Origin of the sequence: Psychrobacter sp. APC 3426 (assembly GCF_030408035.1) — a bacterium.
Lineage (GTDB): Bacteria > Pseudomonadota > Gammaproteobacteria > Pseudomonadales > Moraxellaceae > Psychrobacter.
In genome coordinates this window covers 1-6,331 of the sequence record NZ_JASDCF010000048.1, presented here as the reverse complement: position 1 = coordinate 6,331, position 6,331 = coordinate 1, and the positions used below count along the sequence as shown (strand labels likewise).

The window sequence follows — 6,331 nt, the reverse complement described above, 5'->3', positions numbered from 1 at the left end:
GCAATCCAACGATAGAGACATCAACGCCAGTATCAATATCCTCAACGAAGGATTGAAGTTGGCAACAATCAAAACCGTCGGTGCGACGGGGTTAGCTTAGTCCATTTGCCTAACCGCTGATACAAAACATCGTATCAAGTATGGGTATTACCTAAGAAACCGCCACCTCTTTAGGTGGTCGGTAGTTCATTTCTCCAGCTTTACTAAACAGTCAGAATCAATATCAGCAATCGTTTTGGCACCAGTCAAGGTCATTGCGACGCGTATTTCTTTATCTAGCAGTTCTAACAAATTGCTTACCCCTGCACCGCCATCCGCTGCTAAAGCATAAATAAAAGCGCGCCCTAGCATGCAAATATCAGCGCCCAAAGCCAACATACGCACAATATCTAAGCCATTACGTATACCAGAGTCGGCTAAAATTTTAATCTCTCCTTTAACTGCATCGGCAATAGGAGGCAGAGCACGTGCACTGGATAAAACACCGTCCAGCTGTCGCCCACCATGATTCGATACGACTATGCCGTCGGCTCCAAAACGCACCGCATCTTTGGCATCTTCTGGGTCCAAAATACCTTTGATGACCATAGGCCCATCCCAGTACTCGCGAATCCAATCTAAATCTTTCCAAGAAATAGAGGGGTCAAAGTTATTACCTAGCCAGCCTATATAGTCTTCCAATCCTGTTGGCTTACCTAAATAAGTAGAGATATTGCCCAGATCGTGCGGACGGCCATTTAGCCCTACATCCCATGCCCATTGCGGATGCGTCATAGACTGTAAGTAACGGCGCATAGCAGCATTTTTACCGCTCATACCAGAGTGCATATCTCGGTAGCGTGCCCCTGGTACTGGCATATCTACCGTAAAAACCAAGGTCGAACACCCCGCCGCTTTGGCACGCTCCAAGGCATTTTTCATAAAACCTCGGTCCTTTAATACATAAAGCTGAAACCACATCGGACGGTTAATTTTAGGCGCTACTTCTTCAATCGGACAAACCGAAACTGTCGACATGGTAAACGGAATGCCTTTTTGATCGGCTGCCATAGCGGCCTGCACTTCTCCGCGGCGGGCATACATACCTGTCAGACCCACGGGTGACAACGCGACAGGCATAGACAGAGTTTCATTAAATAACTGCGTCTCGAGACTAAGCAGTGACATATCATTTAGTACACGTTGTCTAAGGGCAATTTTCGATAAATCTTCAACATTATGTTTTAAGGTATATTCCTCATAAGCACCGCCATCTATATAATGAAATAGAAATGGTGGCAGTCGGCGCTTGGCAGCAGCCCTGTAGTCGTTTGGAGATGAAATAATCATACGCTTGCCCTTATTCTGTTAAATATCTATGTAATATTTTTGAATCTCTAATTATTTATTGATTAGTGCTAAACGATGGATGCAATTGGCTTATTTTTGAAGCGGCAAGCTCAACCCACACTCACTATTACACACAGCACGAGCAGTTACGTTTGGTTTTCGACATTTTACCGATGCCGGGATTAAAGCTATTGGTTGGGTCTAGGCTTTTATAGAAATTCTGCAAATCAGGCTCTGCTTCGTATAGATGCCCTACATTATGCTCAGCAGGATATTTGGCTCCGCGTGCGCTCAATAGCTCTAACATCATCTTTTTAACAAGGTGTGCATCACTGCCCTTCTCCAAAATATAATCTTGATGAAACACATAGCAAAAGAAGTGTCCGTAATACAGCTTCATCTCTAAGTGTTTTTCAATTTCTTCAGGTAGGGTTTCAAGCCATTCTAATTCATTACGCGGTATGGCAATATCTAATGCCAATATCTCACCAACTTCTTTTTCATGTATGATTTCATAGCGTAATGCGGCACCGGCTGCCGCAAAACGATTTAAAAGCGCGCTTTCTGACTCTTCCTGGCTACATTCAAAATAGTTACCCGTGTCTGAAGCAGCAAAGAAGGTCTTCAGAAAATCCTGTGCCTCTGCTATCCCTTCATCACTCATTTTTAAGATTAGGTGATGCTCATATTGTTCACGATACTCAATCATGCGCTTCGGTAAATGCTTTGGAAATAGAGTAGCGATGAACTGCATGACTTTGTCAGTAAAATGCTTTGGCATCCATGACCACTTATGAAATTTAGCGTCAATAGCGCCTTTGATAGAAAACAATCTAGGTAAGGCATCTGTGCCGAGATGCTTAATACTTAGGAACGTGTCTTTACCGTATTTAGCGGAGACATCAAATATATCACGATGCATATACTCGCCCACTTCAGGGATATTGTCGAAGCTTGATAGTATCTGCCTTCTGAGCTGTGCAAGCTCACTCACACTGTTAGTGCCTATGTAAAAGGTTTTCTCTTTTGCCGCTATTGGATAAGTGTCAAGACGTACTGCAAACACCGCAAGCTTGCCAGCGCAGCCACTGGCTTCATACAGTCTGCGCTTGTCCGCATTAAAGCGACTGGGCGTGCTTGCATCAACGTCTTTTACTCTGGCGATGTACTCTTTGTCAGATGCGAGCTTGCCACTATCAGGTAATTCTCTTTTATCAAAATTACCATTTTGCAAATTAGTCAGTATTTCTTCTGGCGTATCACCTAGCTCTACGTCTAGATGATTAACCAATACCAGCTGTCCTTGTTCGTTTATTTGGGCAAACAACGCAAGCTCGGTATAGGCGGGCCCTCTTTTGACCAAAGCCCCACCAGAGTTATTAGATATACCGCCAATAATAGACGCGCCTAACGTCGAGGAACCGATGACGGAATGAGGCGCTCTATTGACAGCATTAAGCTGACTTTGTAGCTGATGCAATGTCGCACCAGGCAAGCTGATCACTTGCTCGTTGTCATTCACCAAATACAACTGGTTCATTGCAAGCGTATTAATCACCACAACTGGTCTATCGTAGTCATTACCGCTCGGTGTTGAGCCTTCAGTCAGACCTGTCTTAGCCGCTTGCATGATAATGATGCAGTCGCCTTCAACGCATACTTCTAGGCTACGCCAAATCTCCAGCAGTGTTTGCGGAAATAAAACGGCTAAGGCACTGCCACCACCAGAGCGCCACCCCATTCTATAGTGCTCATTTTTCTCTGGATCAGCCTGTACATTACTAGCACCCAGTAATTGTGTTAGCTTGTCTAGTACTTGATCAGGACTAAGCATGCCTTGAGAATCGCGATTTGACGAAGATATATGATGCTCCTTATCTTGTGATTGTGTGTCATTCATCATGCTAAGGGACCTTGAAAACCAAAAATGTAAATGGCGGCCATGACGATGATGCCACAGAACAACACATAGTATATGGTGGGTAAAATAGTACGCCTAAGTGTGGCGCCCTCCATACCAAGTAAACCCACCGTTGCTGATGCAGCCACCACGTTATGTATGGCAACCATATTACCGGCTGCGGCACCAACCGCTTGCGCCGCGATGATTAGAGAAGGTGAAATATGTAAGCTCATGGCGGCTTCATATTGGAATTGACTGAACATCATATTAGATACGGTATTAGAGCCTGCGATAAATGCACCTAAAGCACCAATGGTTGCACTAATCAATGGAAAAACATTGTCAAAAGTACCCGCAAACAACTCGGCACTGGCGACTGGCATACTCGCCACATCTGATAAGTTTACCCCTGAATTGATAAAGATTCTGACCATTGGAATCGTAAAAACCAGTACAAAACCAGCTCCTAAGACCGTTTTAGTTGATTCTTTAAAGGCACTGTTTAGAGCGCTGACGGGCTTTCTAGTTTGAAAAGCGGCGGCAACCAAAGCACTAATTAGTAACAAGCCGCCTGGTAAGTATAAAGGACTAAAACTGGCACTGATATCTGTCTCACCTAAAATCGAGGTTAAGTCTACTGCCACACTGTTAAGTAAAGACTGAAAGCCTGTAAATACTCTTGAAAACACCAGTAAAAGGGCAACCAATAAATAAGGGAACCACGCCATAAGGGTGGACATCTTCTTATCACTCAAGGTCAGCGTAATATCTTCTTTACTGACCACTAACTTACCAAGCCATTCACTCGGCCAGTTTTTTTGCGGTTCAAAATCCCATGTGGTTTTTGGTACCAAAAACCCTCTTTTAGCAGCATTAACAACGATAGTAATACTGACCAAGCCACCGACCAGTGACGGAAACTCTGGCCCTAAAAAAACACCAGTTATCATATAAGGGATTGTAAATGCCAAGCCTGCAAAAATTGCAAACGGCCAAATCGCAAAGCCTTCCCGCCAGCTTTTGTTTTTACCAAAGAAGCGAGTGAGCATCATCACCATAAAAAGTGGCATAAACGTACCAATGACACCGTGAATGATGGCGACTTGACTGGTAATCAGTTGTAAAAATTCGCCCCACTGTACTCCTTCTTGTGCCAGTTGAGCGCTGATGGCAGCTTTATCTAACCCATCATTTACCCCTATCACAATAGGCGTACCGACCGCACCAAATGATACAGGTGTACTTTGTATCATCATTCCCATCAGCACTGCACCCAGCGCCGGAAATCCTACTGCCACCAGCAAAGGCGCTGCAATAGCGGCAGCTGTACCAAAACCAGAGGCGCCCTCAAGAAAGCAGCCAAAGCACCATGCAATAATAATGGCTTGCACACGCCTATCTGGCGATACATTAGTAAACCCAGCACGGATAACGGCGATTGCACCAGTATGTTTCAATGTATTCAACAAAAAAATAGCACCAAAGACTATCCACAATACCGAAACCGTAATGACCAAACCCTGAATAATAGATGATGACACTCGGTTAAGCGTCATATCCCATATAAAAATGGCAAGCGCAGCGGTAACCACTAAAATGATTGGCATTGTTTTTTTAGCTGACCATTGCAAACCTATCAGAAAAATACCACAGAGAACGATTGGCAGTAATGCCAAAAGCCCATATATTGTTTGATTCAAAATTACATCCTTTTGATTGTGTGATCTTCCTTGAACCAAGTCATCGAAGCCTTTATTTTGACGAACCCATGATGACTAAGTTGTATTAAATATTCACAAATAGGGACTGCTTATTTACTAAAGCTGTCTTGTAGACAAAGCCGAGCACGACTTGCGACAGTTTATGTCCCAATGTCAAAAACGCCCTGGAATAGTCTACGCCTTGTTAATTCATTGATATATTGCATCAATGGACAATGTTATTTTCCTTTTTTGCTATAATCTAATCCGCATTACTACAATTGGAGAACAAGTGTGACCAAAGCTGACGACATGATTTTATTCGTCCAAGTTGTCGAAGAAGGGTCATTTTCTAGAGTCGCTGAAAAATTATCATTGACGAACTCGGTAGTGAGCAAGCGCATTGCGAGATTAGAAGAGAACTTAAATACACAACTGCTTTATAGAACCACTAGAAAGTTGAGCTTAACCGATGCAGGCAGGGCGCTTTATAACAAAGCTAAAATTGCTAAATCCGCCTTTCAAGAAGCTGAAAATGCTGTCACGGGTTACGGCGAAGATATGAAAGGCCATATACGTATAACCATGCCTGTGGTCTCTGCGAATTTCATATTTAGCGAATCTATTGCCGAATTCTGTAAACAACACCCTGAAGTATCAGTAGAGTTACAAATTACCAATCGATTGGTTGACTTGATAGAGGAAGGATTTGATTTGGCACTAAGGACCGCTGTGCTTGAAGATTCTTCACTCATTGCAAGGCGCCTTATAGATAGCCAGTGGATTATATGCGCGACTCCAGCCTATTTAAAGCAACATGGTACGCCTCAAACTCCTGAACAGTTACAGAATCATGAGTGCTTGGTTTATAAGTTTGATAATACGGCTAACAGTACATGGCCGCTATATATAGACGGCAAAGAGCAATTAATGTCTGTCCATGGTCGGTTTCATAGCAATCATCTGAGTGCAATTAAACAAGCCGCGCTTAGTGATTTAGGTATCGCTTTTTTACCACAAGTGTTGATCTATGAGGAGATACAGAAAAATACACTCACGCAGATTTTACAATGTTTTACCAGCAAGAAGCTGGGGCTATATGCGGTTTATCCTAAGGCCAGACAACCGGATCAAAAGTTAAAACTGCTCGTTGCACATTTACGAGACTCATTACATCAAAAACAGGCTTACTACTGCTAAGTAATAAGCCTATTTTGATGTCTATAAAAAGATGAATGAAATAAAAAAGCTAATAGAGCCTTTCCTAAAAACTGTGTAACTGCTTATAATCTATTAACCGGAGAATAAGCAATGACTACTCAATCTGACATTAAAAAACTGGCCGAGCAAATGGCTGGTAGCATGAAAAGCTTTGATGACATCAAAGACTTTCAGAAGC

The 6,331-nt window shown here is 43.0% G+C and carries 4 protein-coding genes; 1 reads left to right on the top strand and 3 read right to left on the bottom strand.

Annotated elements, in window-relative coordinates; translation table 11 throughout:
• Nucleotides 1-186 precede the first annotated feature (186 nt).
• The 3 genes from lldD to QL919_RS13905 form a co-directional block, all read right to left on the bottom strand.
• Nucleotides 187-1,329: an FMN-dependent L-lactate dehydrogenase LldD gene (gene lldD / locus QL919_RS13915; RefSeq protein ID WP_290190069.1), complete on the bottom strand. Its 1,143-nt coding sequence runs from the start codon at nt 1,327-1,329 to the stop codon at nt 187-189.
• 127 nt (nt 1,330-1,456) lie between these two features.
• On the bottom strand, nt 1,457-3,163 hold the full coding sequence (dld, locus tag QL919_RS13910) for a D-lactate dehydrogenase (RefSeq protein WP_290190070.1): 1,707 nt from the start codon (nt 3,161-3,163) through the stop codon (nt 1,457-1,459).
• A 65-nt stretch (nt 3,164-3,228) separates the two neighbouring features.
• Nucleotides 3,229-4,932 carry an L-lactate permease gene (locus tag QL919_RS13905; protein WP_290190068.1) on the bottom strand — a complete coding sequence of 568 codons (1,704 nt, stop codon included), beginning with the start codon at nt 4,930-4,932 and terminating at the stop codon, nt 3,229-3,231.
• A 294-nt stretch (nt 4,933-5,226) separates the two neighbouring features.
• On the opposite strand from QL919_RS13905, the gene QL919_RS13900 reads away from it, so the two are divergent.
• Entirely contained in the window at nt 5,227-6,132 is a 906-nt protein-coding gene (locus QL919_RS13900; protein ID WP_290190067.1) for a LysR family transcriptional regulator, read from the top strand.
• Nucleotides 6,133-6,331: the final 199 nt, after the last annotated feature.